Origin of the sequence: Anaerolinea thermolimosa (assembly GCF_001050195.2) — a bacterium.
GTDB lineage: Bacteria > Chloroflexota > Anaerolineae > Anaerolineales > Anaerolineaceae > Anaerolinea > Anaerolinea thermolimosa.
Genome location: NZ_DF967965.1, coordinates 1,665,110 through 1,681,546, shown reverse-complemented (window position 1 = coordinate 1,681,546; position 16,437 = coordinate 1,665,110). Strand labels below are relative to the sequence as shown.

The window sequence follows — 16,437 nt, the reverse complement described above, 5'->3', positions numbered from 1 at the left end:
ACGCTATGAAGATTCTGGTTGCTAATCGTGGTGAAATAGCCATTCGGATCATGAGGACGTGCCGGGAATTTGGCTTAAAAAGTGTGGCTGTTTATTCTGAGGCCGATAAAAATGCTCTGCATGTTCGATATGCAGACGAAGCAGTAGCTATCGGGCCAACCCCTGCGGCGCAAAGTTACCTGAATGGAAAGTCGATTTTACACGCGGCCTTACAGGTGGGGGCGAAAGCGATACATCCCGGGTACGGGTTTCTCTCGGAGAATGCGGATTTTGCCCGAGAGGTCGAGCAAAACGGGTTGACTTTCATTGGCCCTACCCCTGAGGTGCTTTCCTTAACCGGCGATAAGCTGGCCGCGCGGAAGATCGCTCGTGAGGCAGGGTTACCGGTACTTGCAGGTTCGGATGTTCCTCTAGGGGAGAGTATTCCAGTCAACCTGGCTAGGCAGGTACCATATCCGATTCTCATTAAGGCCGTCTCGGGTGGGGGTGGGAGAGGTATCAGGCTGGTTAAAAATCCAGAAGAATTCTCCTTTATGCTTGAATCGGCTCAAAAAGAAGCACTGGCGGCCTTTGGGAATGACACGGTCTATTTGGAGCAATTGGTCCAATCTGCCCGCCACATTGAAGTCCAAATCCTTGGCGATGGGCAAGGTGATGTTGTTTGCCTGGGAGAGAGGGAATGTTCTATCCAGCGCCGGCATCAAAAATTGATCGAAGAAGCCCCTGCACCTGGTCTCACTGATGAACAAAGAAATGAGTTGTATGAGTATGCCGTTCGTCTTGCGAAAATGCTTCGTTACCGCAGCCTCGGTACGGTGGAATTCCTGATGGACGAGGAAGGTCATTTCTTCTTCATAGAGGTGAATCCACGGATTCAAGTAGAGCACACCGTGACAGAGATGGTCACCCGAACCGATCTGGTTGCCGCGCAACTAGAACTGGCAGTAAATGGCAGGATGGGGTATTTCCAGGATCAGGTTGCGTTGCAGGGATGGGCAATTGAGGCGCGAATTTTAGCCGAGGATGCAGAAAATAATTTTATTCCTGCTACGGGGACGGTAGAGTACCTTCATGAGCCGGGAGGGCCGGGAATCAGAGTAGATAGCGCCCTGTTTACCGGCATGGAAATTACAACGGACTACGATTCCATGGTGGCTAAAGTGATTGCCTGGGGAGAAAATCGTGATCATGCGATTCGAAGACTCCAACGGGCACTTGTAGAATATCGGCTGGTAGGTATTCTCACGAACATTGAGTTTCTTCAGCAGATTTTAGCCAGTGAGAAATTTATTGGAGGAAACGCCAATACTACCTATCTCGACCATTTCAAGTTGATTCCATTGAGGCAGGAGTCATCGATTGAAGAAGAGATAGCATTAGCTGCTGCACTGGTTACCCATCATTCCAGGAAAGAATCTCAGAAAAAAACTCATGGAAGTATCTGGCTGGCTACAGCCTGGCGAGAACAGATGCGAGGAACTCCTTAGGAGGGGTAGCATGGCAATCTATCATGTGACGGTTGGAAGAAAAGAATATCGGGTGGAAATTCAACCTGGCCAGTATAAAGTCAACGGTCGGCTAATGGATATGCAATTGCAGCAACTCAATAGTAATGGGCTCTACCTGGTAGAACGTGACAAGCAGAAAGTTGAGATGCTGTTAAAGCCAATGGATGCAGGGCGTGTGTCAGTGGTGGTAAATCAGCGCCATCTGATGGTGCGAGTGGAAAGAAACTCGGTAAAAATTCGTAACGGGAGGGCTACTCATTCACAGGATGAAATTCTTGCCCCAATGCCTGGCGTGGTGGTTCAATTGTTAGCTGTCAATGGCCAGGCAGTACAAGCGGGAGATGTGGTGCTGATCATTGAATCGATGAAAATGCAAATGGAAATCCGTGCGCACCTGCCTGGGAAAATAGAGAGATTGAGTAAAAAGCCAGGAGATAAAATAGATAAAGGGGAAGTGCTTGCCTGTATTCGCACGTCCCCTTAATCCAATTGGCTAACTCACCGGATGGTGATCAACCAAACATTTGCTCGTAATCTAAAATGGCTGCCTGGACCACTTCCATCGCTTTTTCAGCATTATAAACATTCTCAATATAAGTCAAATTTTCCTTGCCGGGGATTAATTTATACGTTCCAAAATAATGCCGGAGTCGCTCTACCAGGACACTGGGAAGTTGGGCGATGTCGTTTATATTTTCCCAATAATTGTCGTTGGCGAGAATGGCGATCACTTTATCGTCTGCTTCATCGTTATCGATCATACGCATCCCGCCAACCACACGGGCACTTAATACTACTTCGGATTTAGTAATAGGACGCTCACTGATGACACAGATATCCAGCGGGTCACCATCTCCCACCTGATGTTTTGGAAATACCTTTCCGACATTATTACCGCAAAAGGTTCGGGGGATGAACCCGTACAGGGTAGGCGGCTGAGAAGAACTACGCTGAGGGCGATCTACCCGTAAATACCCTGTCACTTTATCTACCTCATACTTGACCAGATCAAAGGGGGTGATTTCTATATAGGCATGAACCACTTGAGGCGGATTGGGGCCAATCTCTAACCCATGCCAGGGATGAGGCCTCCATCGATAAAAAGGTTTCGGAAACGCCACATTCTCCTCCATCAATCCAAGAGTTGGTCTTATTATAAGGGGTCTTATATAATCAAGAGGAAATTGCTTTTAAATTGGAGAAAAACCTGTGCCTGTCTTACGTTGCTCCTCCTGTGGGTATGCTTATGATTATCGAGAACCCGTTTGGAAATGTAATCAATGCGGCGGCCTCCTGGATCTTGAAATGGATTTTGCTTTTACCCGTGACTGGATTGACCGTGCTGTTCCGGGGCTTTGGAGGTACCATAAAGCACTTCCAGTTCCGCTTTCAAAAGCAATAACTTTTCAAGAGGGGATGACTCCACTTACAGCGTTTCCGGTGGATGATCGAGCGGTTTATCTTAAGCATGACCATCTCTTTCAAACAGGGTCTTATAAAGATCGTGGAGCATCTGTCCTGGTCAGTCATATTCAAACATTAGGAATTCGTAGCGTTGTTGAAGATTCTTCCGGAAATGCTGGATGTGCCATTGCGGCTTACTGTGCCAAAGCCAATATCACCTGTGAAATTTTTGTGCCTGAAAAAACAGCACCGGCAAAACTGTCTCAACTAAAGATGTACGGTGCCCTTGTGCGGAAGATCCCAGGCTCCAGGGAAGAAACAGCGTCAGCAGTGCACAATGCAGCTAAGGACAAGTATTACGCAAGTCATTGTTGGAATGCGTTCTTTTTCCAGGGAACAAAAACCTTTGCCTATGAGGTATGGGAACAACTTGGTGGGCGAGTTCCTGATGTTCTTGTGCTTCCGGTAGGTAATGGCACCCTTTTGTTAGGGGCGTACATTGGATTTTCAGAGTTATTCCTCTGTGGAGTGATTCAAAAACTTCCGCGTATCATTGGGGTCCAGTCCGCAGCCTGTAATCCACTTGAAAGAATGTTTCAATATCCTGATGCGGAATTTGCCTCAACCACATGGCAGGACACCCTTGCTGAAGGAATTGCAATTGCCAGGCCGGTACGAGCGAAACAAATACTGCAGGCTTTGAAAGACTCCCGGGGGACCATTGTCTCGGTTTCTGATGACGAGATTAAAGCCGCCCTTATTAAGTTGGGAAAGATGGGATTATACATTGAACCGACCGGGGCGGCTGCGATGGCCGCACTTAATCAGGCGATCCAATTTTCATCAAAAAAAGAGATCATTGTGATCGCTCTGACAGGGCATGGATTGAAAGCGTTTGAAAAGCTGGATCTAATTCTCCATCACCGGTCTTAAGAATGGGCTTGAGGCCTGAAGTGGGAAATCGGCTCTCTGGGAGAGAGTGAACAGGAGGCAGTCAGTTTGTAAAGAATGAGCTGTATTGCTAGAGAATTGGGCACTTTGTGGTGAAAAAAAGGGCAGCTCACTTCTTGCCAGAGTCTGCCCTCCTGTTTACCGGATAATCACAGGTTAAAACGGCGTTTCAGATCCCACGTAACAGGCGATTTGCTGGCTCAGGAAGAGGTTTTGAATGTGTGCCATTTTTTCTTCGGGGGTGGCGGTAAATTCACGGTAAGGATAGAGTTCCCCAAGTTGGGACCACTTGGAATCGCCAAGGCGGTGGAAAGGTAAGATGTTCATCTCTACCAGGCCCAGTTGCCGGAGAAATTCTGCAGTTTTCAAGATATTCTCGTCATCATCGTTAAAACCGGGGATCACGGGCATTCGAATGACCAGGCGACCGGGCCAGTTTGAACGTCCCAGAAGAGCGATATTGTGAAGGATCAATTCGTTGGAGACCCCTGTTCCGGCTTTATGTTTTTCCGGATCCATTTGTTTGATGTCGATAAAGGCCCATTGAACCAGGCGCATCAGTTCGATAAAGGCTCCAGACTCGATGTAAGCACTGGTTTCTACGGCCGTATGGATGTAAGCGTCATGGCAGGATTCCAGAACTGCCTGAATGAAGCGGCGTTGCATAAGAGGTTCACCTCCCGAAAAAGTGACACCTCCATTTCCTCCCCAGTACTGCTGATCGCGTTTGAGAACACGCATTAATTCGGAGACGGTATACCAACGCCCGCATATTTTCAGCGCCTCGAAGTAGCAGAGGGTGGAACAGTCAAAATCACGGCAGTGCTGACATTTCGTTCGGTCAAGTACCAGAGGGGGTGTTTCCTCGTGGCCGTTAGTTGGAGCATTCTTTTGAATGGCTCCTTCCGGGCAGGCCGTAATACAGCGCTCACATCCCTGGGTGAGATGCATACACTTGGTTGCCCGATACATGATTTCGGGTTTGTATTGTTTACCTTCCGGATTAGAACACCAGGCGCAATCGAGTGGACACCCTTTTAAGAAGACAAGTGTCCGGCATCCTGGCCCATCGTGTACAGAATAGCCCTGGATATCAAAGATTAACCCCTTTTCTTCATTCATTTTTGCTCCTTCTTACCACTAGAGAGGACCGGCAGATGAGGTTTCGCTCCCACCTGCCGGCCTCTTTGGATCCATCCGGCCTCAGTCTGCGGTTGCTCCTTCCGTTGCCTTAACAGCAACAGTTTTAGGTTGGGCAGCCAGTGGCAGGAGGGAAGCCACGATGGCTGAAATGATGTAAGCAGACAGGGCAAAGAGGATCGAGTAGCGGTAGGTTCCTGTAGTATCGAAGAGATATCCACCCATGAAGGAACCCAGGGCCGGGCCAATCCCCATGACGAAGAGTGTTGCCAGGCCCCAAATTCTCCCCAGAGTCTTCCGACCGTAAACCGCACCGGCATAACCAGCGCACCCGCCGGGTTCGATAGCCCAGTAGATAGCAAATAGCACACAGGCGATCAGTCCGGCGACAATGGTCATTCCCGGCGTCAGACTCACCAGCAGTAATCCACAGGCCACTACACCGCAAATGGGTGCGATGATCAGCATGGTCTTGCGAGCTTTGCTTTCCATCCCAAACTTTGCTACCAGTTTATCGGCCACCACGCCCATAAGTGGCATGGTGATGATCCCAGCGAGGCCGATGGCTACGTAAAGGTTGGTTGCTGCAGAAAGGTCGAGTTTCGCGTCTTCGGTCCAGAAGCGAACTACTTGTGTCCAGACGAGAAATTCGGCTACCATACTGGTGAGGAAGGCCAGGATGGTTCCCCAGATGGCAAAATTACCGAAGGCTTCTTTGATGCTCCAGTTATACTCTTCTTTCGCAGAAGCTCCACCGGTGGTCAGGCCGAAGGGCTTTAGGTTATACCCCTCGGGGTTCTTACGTGCCAGAATTCCTGCCAGGATCAGAGCAATGAAGACCACAATGGCCAGTACGCCCATTGCAGCGCGCCAGTCGGTCTTCAAAAGGGCGGCTTTAACCCCCAGACTGAGTACCACCTGGGCGATGGGTGCACCTGCGAAGGCAATGCCCCACATAGTGGCATATGTACGTCCCACGTACCATTTACGTACTGAGACCGTGGAAGATACCCATAACATCCCCGTGCCAATACCCGCAAATAACGCATAGACCAGGAGATATTGCCAGTAGGCTTCAACCTTACTGGTCAGGAAAAAGCCCAAGGCGGCAAACACTGCGCCGATGAAATAGGCTGGCCGGTTTCCCCAGCGGTCGATGATCATTCCACTGAAGAATGCGGTAATGGCATACACGGTCATCATCAGGGAATAACCCAATGAAGTTTGTGATGTACTCCAGCCCATGGCTTTTGCCATGGGGCCCTGAAGCACCGAAAAAGTGGAGCGGTAACCAAAGAGGCAGAAAACTGCCAGCCAGGAAGCCGCCACTACCATATAACCTAAGCGTTTGGCTGTTTTCTCGTCCATGACCGAAATTCCTCGTGTTTGGAGATGTTGTGTGCCCCGGGGGGCCTTTCGGATAGAAGCCCCCCGGGGTTGATTCAACCTTTTACTTATTCTCCGCGTACATTTCGCAGGTGACTGCGATTAAGTCCTGGAAGGTCCACGGTTGGGTCTTCTCAGCGGTGCAGGTACCGATAGTTTCCTGCCCATTTTCCTTGAAGAAAGCACAATTTTTACACTTGGGCAGAGTAGTGAACGAACCGCATACTTCCGAGTCGATGAGTACCAGCTCGTTTGTGCGGCGGCAAATTCCTTTGGTTACATCCACCGCGAGAAAATTCATGCAATCGTTGTGCCGTAAAGTTTCCTGGCTCATGTTTATTTTCTCCTGGTAAGTTATACCTGTTCGTATTCGGTGCGGGCGATGACCTCGTCCTGAATCTGTTTACCCAGTTCGACCCAGTATTGTGTGAAGCCTGCTACACGGATGAGAAGATCGCGGTAGTTCTCGGGGTGGGCTTGAGCATCACGCAGAACTTTGGAGTCCACAATGTTGTACTGGATGTGGAATGCACCACGGCGCATGTAAGCGCGCGTGAGTTCGAGCAGTTTACGTGATCCTTCGAGGCCTTTAACCGCGCTCGGATGAATCTTGAGGTTCAACTGGGAGTTCTGCGACCGGGTGTGGTCCCAGACAGTAGCTGAGTTAAACAGAGCATAGGGGCCGTTGCGGTCGGTGCCAGGGTATGCCGACATTGAACCATCGGCATAGGTTGTGCCGGCCAGGCGACCATCTGGGGTGGCCAGGGTGGCTGCACCCTGTGGGCCGTGGGTAGAAACAGAAATCTGGCAGGCGTACAACGGCCGGGCATACAGCGACTCGTAATTGTGGCACATCTCACAGAACCACTCTTCGTACTCGCGCAAAATGTGGTCAACAAACGGATCGTCATTACCGTATTTATTCGCAAGCAGGCAGTCGCTGTGAATTTTGTCGTATTTTTCGCCGCCAGCTTTCTTGACCTGCGAGAAGAGGGAGAAGCTTCCCACTTCATGAGCCGTCTTGAAGCCGAAGTTCTCAAGGATCGCTTCACGCATCTGGTCAAGGGTGTATTTCTTCTCTTCATACACCAGCTTCTTAAGTGCCGCCAGAGAGTTGACCATGTTGATGGTTCCGCAGGATTCCACATTGAAGGTGGCGTTGTAACGATAGCCCATATTGCCGATGTGTTGTCCTTTCTCCAGACAATCTGGCTTGAGGAACGAATTAATCACGGTCATGTTGTTCTTTCGCCAGATATCGTGCTGGATGTTGTTGCACTTATTGAGCGCATCGACGGTCATCTCGTAATATTGCTTGTAAACTTCCCACACATCGCCATAGGTTTCAAGCCTGCGATTATGAGGCGGGTAAATTTGTTCCTTTAGCCGGTGATCATACCCATTGAATAGTACGCACTCGAGGATCTTGGGATTGGCGATGAAATGAACTCCCACTGAGGTGGGTTGGCCCGCGCCACCAGGTACCCAGTATTTTTTTCCATTCAGAGTGAGTGGGTGCCAGGTGCAGGGTGAAGTTTCCAGACACCCACCAATGGCAATAGCGCGTGCTTCGGGAATGGTCATTCCCTCTGAGCCGTACTGCCCCATGAGGAACTGAATGCCGCCCTGGTTGTTCATCCATGCGGGGTAACCGGTGCCCGTTTTGACGCATTCGATAGCTTTGAGGAGGAAGTCTTCAGGGAGTTTCTCGTCGTAAAGCACTGAAAGTGTGGGTTGGGGCGATTGCAGGCTCATGGCAGCATCGATGATGAGCTTTTCCAGGTCATTAGAGGCCGGGTTCCCATCTTTGGTGAGGCCACCCATGCTCAGGTTATTGAAAGTGTTGCCTGAAAGCACGCCACCCACCACACCGGTTGAGGCGAAGCAGTCAATACAGGTAAATTTAACGCGATGGCACTCCAGGAGTTCGAGTACTTTTTCTCGGCTCAGATGGCCAGCTTCCGTTCCCTGTTCGTACCATGGCCAGAGCACCTGTCCAAGACGACCCGGAGACATGCCCGAAATAGCGTCTTCATTGAGTACAGCAATATGCAGGGTGTAGGTCAGTTGTAGAGCTTCGCGGAAAGTGCGAGGCTGGTTGTGGGCAATCCATTCGAGGGTTTCAGCGATTTCTTCGTATTCTTTCTTTTGAGAGGGATCGGTGGTGATTCCAGCCAGGCGGCGTGCCTCACGGGCGTAGTTGAGGATCCACTTTTGCAGGCCTTCGATCACATGAATGACAGCCTCGTAATAATAAAGGCGGTCCATACCTTTTACGCCGTCACCGTCGGCGTTCCCGGCCACTTCAGCCTTGCGTTTTCTGGCAAGTTCGATTAAACCGTCGAAGCCATACTGAAGTGGGTAGTAATAATTAATCACCTCGCGTCCCTGGGGGAGCGTGAATCCCGAGTCGAACATGCAGATCAGCGAGCGCATTAATTTCTCTTTGAGCTCGTATTCGGGAACCATCATCTCGTACTTATGGCCCAGGTCCTCAACTGATTTTCCTACCCACTGTTTGGCCAGTTTGATCAGTGCGGGCACCTCTTCACTGCGGATGCCAAACTTACCGGCAATGGAGACGACGTTGCCAAAGGATTTGGTTACGTTACCGCCACCAGCGCCGAACTTGGAAAGTTCCCCTGCGGAAGCGCTCCCACGCTTCAGGGCTTCCTGGTATAGCTCATCCTCTTTGGCTACGTAGAAGGACTCAGATAACCAGGGCATGGGGAATGAACCCCGGTAGTAATGGGCTTTACCCATCACCAGGAGTTCTCCGGGGTAAATGCTTGGAGTGAGGTGACTGAAAGCGCTCTTCAGGGCCAGGGCACGCCGCACAATGGGAACTTCATTATCCAGTTCCATATACTTGCGTGTGTACCAGTAGGGAAATTCCAGATCGACCGAAGAATAGGTATTAAAATAAAGATCGCGAAGCTTTTTAGCGCGTGGGGTTGGCTCACGACTCACTTCACGATCGACCATTTCTTCGGGGGCTTTCCCATACTGAAAGCTGATCGGGATTCCCTTTTCTTGCAGGATGTCAGCCAGGCTTCGGGTGACTTCCTGCACGCCTACGGACTTTTCTGACATAGTAAACTCCTTTCCAAGAATGGTGTGGGGGAGTCTAACCTCCCACTCTGGGGTTCCGTGTTTACTTTAACCATTCCTGGTCGGGGGCTCAATCGGGGGAATCGCCGATTTTTAAATGCGAAAAATGGCTGATGATCTTCTCAATCGTTTTACCGATGGGTATCCCCCATTTGGCTGATCCTGTGGGGTCTATCCCCGTAAAATGCCTTCACGCAGGGCTTTGGCGACGGCTTCAGCCCGGTCGCTGACTTCAAGTTTCTGGTAGATGTTGCTCACGTGGGTTTTCACAGTGTGACTGCTAATTGAAAGCCCTCGGGCAATTTCTTTATTCGAGGCACCGCTGGCCATCATCTGGAGAATTTCCAGCTCACGTTCGGTTAAAAGTGAGTTTTGCTCTTTTCCGGCTCCACCAGACACGTGATCGAGGAGTTTGCGGGTGATCTGCGGGTGGAGGAGGGATTGCCCACTATAGACTTCTCGTATAGCCTGGATAAGCGTTTCTCGGGAAACATCCTTAAGTAAATAGGCAGATGCACCTGCCCGAATGCCTTCAAAGATATATTCGTCGTTGTCGTAAACTGTAAGGATGATGAAACGAATAGTTTCACACTGGAGGTGTATCATGCGCATGGCTTCTACCCCATCCATCCCCGGCATACGCAGATCCATGAGCACAATATCTGGCTTAAGCCGTAAGGCCATATCCATGGCTTCTTTCCCATCTCTGGCTTCTCCCGCCACCTCGAAACCCGGGACTCGAGATAACATGGCGCTTAAACCTTCGCGAATAACCGGATGGTCATCTGCAATTAAGATGCGAATCGTCTGACTCACGAGGATGCCTCCAGAAGATGCCTGCCAGATGGTTTGATTATAAACCGGATAGAGCCGAAGTAGGGTACAATCAAACTGCCTGGATTGAGTCTGAAGGTGTTTGCTTTCGATGGGCAGAACTCTATGAGCCAATTCTTAGATTTCCCTCTGGAAGACAGCTTTCTTATCGGTCAGCAAGCGGCTGACCTGGCGGCTGAAGCACTGGAAGCCTTGGGCAAGGAATTGATTCGCCAGAAGGCCACTGATATTGCCCGGCAAATTGAAATCTATCTATCCTGTCATACATACCCTAACCTTGAAGCCCTCAGCACTGATCCGATTCTGGCTTCGATCGCTGTACAACGGGTGGGAAAAACCGGTTACTCAGCTGTTCACGATAGCCGGGGGATTAATCGGTTTCATGTTGACCCGGCTCTGGTTGGAAGTGACCTTCGCCCGCTAGCCCAACGTTATTCAAACTTTTGGGAGATCATCGAACAGTCTCTTGGGGGTGAAGCTGAGGGTTTTTATGAATTCAAGGATAATGATGGCCAGGTGCGGAAGAAATACATGTTTTGTTATCCGGTCTGGCCACCGCAGATCCACCCGCATGGACTGGTGGTGGCAGTAACGATTTTCATTGATGAATTTCTTCAGCCCTCCCGCAGTATTCATGAAAACATTCTGACTCTCTTGAGCCATCTCGAGGAGCGTACGCGGGCTGAGAGACGGAGAGCTGACCAATTGCGGGCGATTAACGAAGTGGGGCAGAAGATCAGTGCAGTGGTAGATGTGGAGCAGGTTTTACCTTCCATCGTGGCCTCATTGCAGGAAACCTTCCATTTTTATCGCATTCGTCTGTATCTAAAACAACCTCAGGCTCGTTTTCTTGTGCTGGCGGCGCAGGCGGGTCATGCCAGTGATAAACCTGTGGGCGCCCTGGTTAGTGTAGATGATGGCCTGGTAGGTGCAGTGGCACGTTCTGGCCGACCGCACCTTGAGAACCATCCTCTGTCCGACTCAGCTCATACGCTTGCTGACCCGGTGCTGTCGGAATCGCTATCCAGAATCATCGTACCGATCAAAATGGGTTGTGATACGTTAGGAATTCTCGATATCCAAAGCCCGCGTCATGACAGCCTGGATACACACGACCTGTTCACAGTGCAAACTCTGGCTGACCAGATTGCCATTGCACTGGAAAATTCGCGGATGTACCAGGAACTCCGTGAGGTAGCGGTGATTGAAGAGCGAAACCGTATCGCGCGCGAAATTCACGATACCCTGGCACAGGGTTTTGCGGGGATCCTCATGCAGACAGAAGCACTCCGTGAAAGCTTGAATATGGGGCAGATCGAACAGGCGTCTGAACGTCTTTCACGTATTCAGAGTATTGCTCGAGATAATTTGAATGAAGCACGCCGCTCAGTGCTCTCTCTGAAACCCTCCTCCAGTAATCATCAATCCCTGGAAGAGTTGATCAGAAACGAGGTTGCCAAGCTCCAAAGGGATCTCAACCTCCAGATGCAATTTCAGGTGATTGGCACTCAACCGCTTCTTTCAGCGGATGTGAAGCAGGCTATCTTTCGAATAGCCCAGGAAGCGCTGTCGAACATTCGCAAGCATTCTCGAGCCACGCGGGTGCAGATCATTCTCACCTTCGAGAGTCGGCAGGTGATTTTATGTGTGATGGATAATGGGGTGGGCTTTGACAGCCAGGCCCAGTTTGAGCATTCGTTTGGCATTACGTGTATGCGCGAACGTGCCCGTATGTTTGGCGGGGTGGTCAACGTCCACAGCCAGCGAGGAATAGGCACCACCATCGAGGCTTGTGTTCCGGTTTAAAGAGATCCCCGAAGAGCCACTCCGGGCATACAGAACCTATCCCGCAAACTGTTTCGGGCGATCCTGTAATGATGTGGGTGAGAGCATATCCCTCTCTTCACCAACGCACAGCCGGGCGCGGAAGGGTGCGGCCTTTCCACTCTGCCCGGCCGCGCAGAGTGAAAACAAAAGAACGCATGGCAATGACCACAAAGAGCGCAACAATCAGGGGATAAAGCAGTATCACCCATGGTGAGAAGCGGAAGCGGATGGCGGTGAGCGTCCACAGGAAGAGCGCTTCTATCACGGCGATCTCCGCCAGAGGTAGTGGGTAAAAGTCCAGCGGATACCCCAGGGCTGAGGCCAGCAGCACCAGAGGCGGCTCAAGGAAGCAAACCGTTAACCAGAACCATGCCAGTACGTAGAGTAGAATGTGATAGTCAAAGAAGGCAAAAATATTTTTAGTGAAGCCATCCATAGCCTCACGCAGGTTATGATACATGCGGCAGGTTACTTCCCGGGTGGCATCCACCAGACGCCAGCGATAGCCCTGTTCAAGGATGCGCCGTCCCAGAGCTACATCGTCTACGGCATGGCTGCGCACAGCGGCGAAGCCGCCGATGGCTTCATACGCTTTTCGTCTGAAGAGCATGAATTGCCCGATGGTCACTGAAAAGCCGCGCCAGGCCAGCTTTTGCGCCAGGGCCACAGGTAGAAAAGAGAGAACACCAAAACCCATCATCGGTACAGTCAGAGTTTCGCCCAGGGTCAGGGTCTCTTCGTATGGAAAGGCGGTGAGTAAATCGGCACCTTCTGCGGTGAGCGCAGCCACGGCGAGGCGCAGAGTGTTGGGGGCATGGCGGGTATCAGCGTCGGTAAACAGGAGGAGTTCACCCTTTGCCGCCTGTGCCAGTTGATGACAGGCCCAGTGTTTTCCGAACCAGCCCTGGGGTAATGGGGCACCTTTCACCACACGCAGGTGAGGGTATTCAGCAGAAAGCCTTTCCAGAATGAGCGCCGTGCCATCGGTGGAATGGTCATCCAGCACCAGTACTTCATAGGCGGGGTAGTCTTGAGTAGCCAGGGAACGCACACAGGCTTCGATGTTGCCCTCTTCATTTCGCGCCGGTACCAGAACAGAAACATACGGGTGAGCGACCGGGGAAGGGTAGTCACTCAGACGGCGTACGAAAAAGAAATTGGAAAGGGCAATGAGCACGCCTAATGCCAGAAAAAGCACCACCATTTCCGGGTAGTGCTCGGAAAAAGGCAGTAGCACGCCCAGACCGTTCATATCTCCCTCCGTGAGAGGAGACGCCCCACCCACGCCCGTGATCGGGGGGCATGGGAAAGTTCATGGCGATGAGTCCAACCGATGAGCACCATATTTAACGCGGCGAAAGTTACCAGAGCTGATGAATCACCCAGCCAGAGGGCATAAATTAACAGGGCAAGCGTGCCTGAGAAGGCCGCCCATGCATGCTCGTCCTGAAGGGCCAGCACAAGCAGGGTCAGCGAGGCATAGATGGGGAAAACGATGGGACCAATCCATGCCAGCCAGGCCCCACCGCTCACCGCAAGTGCCTTGCCGCCGCGGAAGTGCAAAAATGGCTGTAATGCGTGCCCAAAGATCGGAGCCATGGCAACGGGTACCAGTGCCCAATCCGTCAACCCGGCGCGCTGGGCCAGGAAGACCGGTAAAAAACCTTTACATAGGTCGAAAAATACAGCCAGCAGACCAATGCGCCAGCCACCTGCCTTCCAGGCATTGGCCGCGCCAGGGTTTCCGTCACCGATCTGGCGTACATCCTTCCCGGTAAAGACCCTTGTCAGGATATAAGAAAAGGGAATACTTCCCAGGGTGAAGCCCAGTGCCATGTACGTGAAGATGCTCAGATTGTACATGCGTCCCTCCTTTATGATCAACAAATTGAAGGACTTGCCTGCCGATCATCATCGATCACGAGAAACGCTCTTCACAGTATATAACACTCTTTTTCATAAAAAGAGATAAGAATTTTAATAAAAAAACCCTCAAGCGAGAGGTTTGGCTTATGCAGTAGAAATAGCCCATCCGGGGAGTGTAAACATATCAACTACATTTTTAACTCCCACGTCACTGCTCAATCAGTTGAGTAGGCCCACCGGGAGTGGCCTGTAAGACTTGCTGTATCCCGGGTATGACGCTAAGTCGAGAGGTGATTTCTGGAGCTGAGGAAGACAGTGTAATCACATGGACGTTTGGGCCAGCATCCAGAGTAAAGCAACAGGGGATGCCCTCTGCGCGCCATTGAGAGACTTTCTGCATAATCTCCAGTGAAACAGGCTGCCAGTAGAACAATGGCGGTGTCGAAGTCATCATAACGGCGTGCATGAGAGTGCTGTCCTGTTCTACGATTTCGGCGAACGTAGCGAAATCACGTTCAAGAATGGCGCGGCGTGCCTTGTCAAGCCGGCGAGGAGTATCAGCTACCCGAGCGAGCTGAAGAGGGCTGGTGAATGCCAGGGAATGACCTTCTGTTGAACCAGTGGATTTGTGACCTGAAGATGCAATGGCAATACAGTCGACCAGATTCCAGTGAGCAGGCGGAGCAATGCTAAAAGCAAAGGAATCCTCATGGCAAGTACCAGCCTGCCACTCCACAAATCCTCCGGGCACAGACCGGCAGGCAGAACCTGATCCAAGGCGGGCAATACGTGAAAGTTCCTGCTCAGTGAGCTTCAACCCTAAAGCAGCAGTAGCTGCCATGCTGAGAGCTGCAAAGGCTGCAGCTGATGAAGCAAGCCCGGCTCCTGTAGGGAAATTGTTTTCACTAACCACTTCGGTATACCAATCCGTTTTTGCTAAACCCCGAATATGGTCGAGAAAGCGGCTGACACGGCGAAGGGCAACCTGCTCGGCAGGTTTGCCATTGATAAATAACAGGTCAGTTTTCAGATTAGGTGAAAAGGTAACTGAAGTACGGGTAAAAAGACCATCCAGATTCATCGAAATAGAACCATTGGCGGGAATACGCAGATTTTCATCACGGTTTCCCCAATATTTAATAAAGGCGATGTTGGGATGAGCAATAGCTGTGGCTGTTAAGGCTGACATCACTTTTCTCTGATCAGGATTTGAATAAGTTTACCATGCCAGGCAGGTCTTTAGGAAAATGGCTTTTATGCTGGGTCTAAACATAGCAAACTCATAAGCAAATCGATACAGTTCAGGCTAATGACATCTTTCAGATTTCCTGAGGAGGGGGACCAAGAATTTCAAGCAGGTATTTTGGAGCTATCATAATCATTTTCTCGATGTTTTCCCGGGTCGCGGGGCGATTCTCGAATTCTGCAGATAGTTCACCTGCTTCGATGAAGAAATTCTCAAGACCTGCCGGAAAATTAAACTGAAGCAACCTTGCAGGCTTGTCTCCCTTGATTCGGAACCAATGTGGAATATTACGAGGAAAGAAAATGAAGGAGCCTGGCTGAGCGTCGATGGTTTCATCGCCACAGGTAAAAGATGCTTCTCCTTCCAAAAGGTAAAAGGCCTCATCTTCGTTATGGTGAATATGAACTGGAGGTGTAAACCCGGGTGGAAGTTCCTGTTCAATTGCACCAAAAGCTCCGCTGGTTTGATCTCCATGTGCTCTTAAGGTCATTTTAGTTCCCAAGAACCAGACTGTTTTACCCCGCCCTTGATCTGATGCGAAAAATCTCGTATTTATTCCCATATAATACCTCCTGGAGTAGAATATAGTCAGATTAACTGACTAAATAGTAAGGCATCCTTACCATTGTGTCAAGAGGGAGTTTTTATGGCTGAGAATCACCATGAATATCCACGGATGCTTGGGGCGTTGTTACGAATACCTTTCCAGGCGATCGTGACAAAGATAGAAGCGGGCTTAAGGGCGAGAGGGTATACCGACTTGCGCCCGGCTCATTTTGTGGTATTTCAGCATATTCGTCCGGAAGGTTCGCGGATCACTGAATTGGCCGAACGGGCTCAAATGACCAAACAATCTATGAGTGAGCTGGTACACTATGTGGAGGCTAAAGGATATCTTGAACGGGAACCCGATCCGAGAGACCACCGTGCGAGCATTGTGCGATTAAGTATGAAGGGTGAAGCAGTAAACAACGCAGCGCGTGAAATCATCCGGCAGGTTGAGGAAGAATGGTCAAACCAAATTGGTAGGGAACAAATGAATGCCCTCAAGCAGGGACTGATGGCGATCATTCGGGTTATTGAGGTAGAGAATTCTAACCAATAAACTAACAGCCATGCCAGGGAGAGAAAAAGTCTAGATTCATTTTTTAATCCAAAAACGCG

Annotated in this window: 15 protein-coding genes; 5 read left to right on the top strand and 10 right to left on the bottom strand. The window is 50.5% G+C overall.

The annotated features are described in order from the left end of the window. The first annotated feature begins 5 nt into the window (after nucleotides 1-5). Together ATHL_RS07625 and ATHL_RS07620 are read left to right on the top strand one after the other, a co-directional pair. Nucleotides 6-1,487, top strand: coding sequence for an acetyl-CoA carboxylase biotin carboxylase subunit (locus ATHL_RS07625; RefSeq protein ID WP_084001262.1), 1,482 nt, complete (start codon nucleotides 6-8; stop codon nucleotides 1,485-1,487). Between the two features lie 10 nt (nucleotides 1,488-1,497). Then, nucleotides 1,498-1,992 carry an acyl-CoA carboxylase biotin carboxyl carrier protein subunit gene (locus tag ATHL_RS07620; protein WP_062191731.1) on the top strand — a complete coding sequence of 165 codons (495 nt, stop codon included), beginning with the start codon at nucleotides 1,498-1,500 and terminating at the stop codon, nucleotides 1,990-1,992. A gap of 28 nt (nucleotides 1,993-2,020) precedes the next feature. On the opposite strand, the gene ATHL_RS07615 is transcribed toward ATHL_RS07620, so the two are convergent. Then, nucleotides 2,021-2,629 (bottom strand): inorganic pyrophosphatase, encoded by a 609-nt coding sequence (locus ATHL_RS07615; protein ID WP_062192370.1) that lies wholly within the window; start codon nucleotides 2,627-2,629, stop codon nucleotides 2,021-2,023. 184 nt (nucleotides 2,630-2,813) lie between these two features. Here ATHL_RS07615 and ATHL_RS07610 point away from each other — a divergent pair, with 184 nt between their 5' ends. Beyond that, complete coding sequence (locus ATHL_RS07610; RefSeq protein WP_084001260.1) at nucleotides 2,814-3,845, top strand: threonine synthase; 1,032 nt, start codon at nucleotides 2,814-2,816, stop codon at nucleotides 3,843-3,845. A gap of 174 nt (nucleotides 3,846-4,019) precedes the next feature. Here ATHL_RS07610 and hpdA read toward each other — a convergent pair whose 3' ends face one another. From hpdA to ATHL_RS07585, 5 genes are all read right to left on the bottom strand, one after another. Next, nucleotides 4,020-4,985 carry a 4-hydroxyphenylacetate decarboxylase activase gene (gene hpdA / locus ATHL_RS07605; RefSeq protein ID WP_062191727.1) on the bottom strand — a complete coding sequence of 322 codons (966 nt, stop codon included), beginning with the start codon at nucleotides 4,983-4,985 and terminating at the stop codon, nucleotides 4,020-4,022. An 81-nt stretch (nucleotides 4,986-5,066) separates the two neighbouring features. Continuing rightward, nucleotides 5,067-6,371 (bottom strand): MFS transporter, encoded by a 1,305-nt coding sequence (locus tag ATHL_RS07600; protein WP_062191724.1) that lies wholly within the window; start codon nucleotides 6,369-6,371, stop codon nucleotides 5,067-5,069. Nucleotides 6,372-6,453: 82 nt separating this feature from the next. Beyond that, nucleotides 6,454-6,723, bottom strand: coding sequence for a 4-hydroxyphenylacetate decarboxylase small subunit (hpdC, locus tag ATHL_RS07595; RefSeq protein ID WP_062191721.1), 270 nt, complete (start codon nucleotides 6,721-6,723; stop codon nucleotides 6,454-6,456). A gap of 20 nt (nucleotides 6,724-6,743) precedes the next feature. Further along, on the bottom strand, nucleotides 6,744-9,482 hold the full coding sequence (hpdB, locus tag ATHL_RS07590; protein WP_062191718.1) for a 4-hydroxyphenylacetate decarboxylase large subunit: 2,739 nt from the start codon (nucleotides 9,480-9,482) through the stop codon (nucleotides 6,744-6,746). Between the two features lie 189 nt (nucleotides 9,483-9,671). Further along, complete coding sequence (locus tag ATHL_RS07585; RefSeq protein ID WP_236822350.1) at nucleotides 9,672-10,316, bottom strand: response regulator; 645 nt, start codon at nucleotides 10,314-10,316, stop codon at nucleotides 9,672-9,674. Between the two features lie 123 nt (nucleotides 10,317-10,439). Between ATHL_RS07585 and ATHL_RS07580 the strand changes: the two genes are divergently transcribed. After that, nucleotides 10,440-12,140: a histidine kinase gene (locus ATHL_RS07580; RefSeq protein ID WP_062191715.1), complete on the top strand. Its 1,701-nt coding sequence runs from the start codon at nucleotides 10,440-10,442 to the stop codon at nucleotides 12,138-12,140. Between the two features lie 97 nt (nucleotides 12,141-12,237). Here ATHL_RS07580 and ATHL_RS07575 read toward each other — a convergent pair whose 3' ends face one another. The 4 genes from ATHL_RS07575 to ATHL_RS07560 form a co-directional block, all read right to left on the bottom strand. Next, on the bottom strand, nucleotides 12,238-13,413 hold the full coding sequence (locus ATHL_RS07575; protein WP_062191713.1) for a glycosyltransferase: 1,176 nt from the start codon (nucleotides 13,411-13,413) through the stop codon (nucleotides 12,238-12,240). Next, nucleotides 13,410-14,024 (bottom strand): glycerol-3-phosphate acyltransferase, encoded by a 615-nt coding sequence (locus ATHL_RS07570; RefSeq protein WP_062191710.1) that lies wholly within the window; start codon nucleotides 14,022-14,024, stop codon nucleotides 13,410-13,412. The genes ATHL_RS07575 and ATHL_RS07570 overlap by 4 nt, the downstream gene beginning before the upstream one ends. Before the next feature lie 211 nt (nucleotides 14,025-14,235). Further along, nucleotides 14,236-15,216 carry a diphosphomevalonate decarboxylase gene (mvaD, locus tag ATHL_RS07565; protein ID WP_062191707.1) on the bottom strand — a complete coding sequence of 327 codons (981 nt, stop codon included), beginning with the start codon at nucleotides 15,214-15,216 and terminating at the stop codon, nucleotides 14,236-14,238. Between the two features lie 130 nt (nucleotides 15,217-15,346). Beyond that, a complete protein-coding gene (locus ATHL_RS07560) occupies nucleotides 15,347-15,835 on the bottom strand; it encodes a cupin domain-containing protein (RefSeq protein ID WP_062191704.1) in 489 nt (162 codons plus the stop codon). Between the two features lie 84 nt (nucleotides 15,836-15,919). Between ATHL_RS07560 and ATHL_RS07555 the strand changes: the two genes are divergently transcribed. Beyond that, nucleotides 15,920-16,378 carry a MarR family winged helix-turn-helix transcriptional regulator gene (locus ATHL_RS07555; protein WP_062191701.1) on the top strand — a complete coding sequence of 153 codons (459 nt, stop codon included), beginning with the start codon at nucleotides 15,920-15,922 and terminating at the stop codon, nucleotides 16,376-16,378. The last annotated feature ends 59 nt before the right edge of the window (nucleotides 16,379-16,437 follow it).